The organism is Polaribacter sargassicola (assembly GCF_021991835.1).
GTDB lineage: Bacteria > Bacteroidota > Bacteroidia > Flavobacteriales > Flavobacteriaceae > Polaribacter > Polaribacter sargassicola.
Genome location: NZ_JAHDAU010000178.1, coordinates 1 through 298 on the forward strand (window position 1 = coordinate 1; position 298 = coordinate 298).

General features: G+C 70.5%; 1 protein-coding gene. It reads right to left on the reverse strand.

All coding sequences use genetic code 11. The features are described 5' to 3' along the window. On the reverse strand, positions 1-298 hold a 298-nt coding region (locus KI686_RS17630), incomplete at both ends, for a hypothetical protein (RefSeq protein WP_237590385.1).

Genomic DNA, 298 nt, shown 5'->3' on the forward strand with positions numbered 1-298 from the left:
GGCGGGGCGGTGGTAAAAGCCGCCGCTGGCGTCGAACTGCCAGTAGAAGAGGGCGAAGGCGGCGAGGCCGGCGAGCACCGGGAGGTGACGCCCGGCCAGATCGCCGCGGAACTGGAAGGCGAGCATGCCGAGCGCGAACTGGTCGACGCGCCCGACGATCGTCCAGTAGGCGAGCGTCTGGATTTCCCCCGTCTGCCGGTAGAGCGCAAGGCGCAGCGCGAGCGCGGCGAGGACCACGCACAGCGGCAGCCAGCGCGAATGCCGCAGCAGCCAGAGAAAGACCGGGAGGACCAGGTAG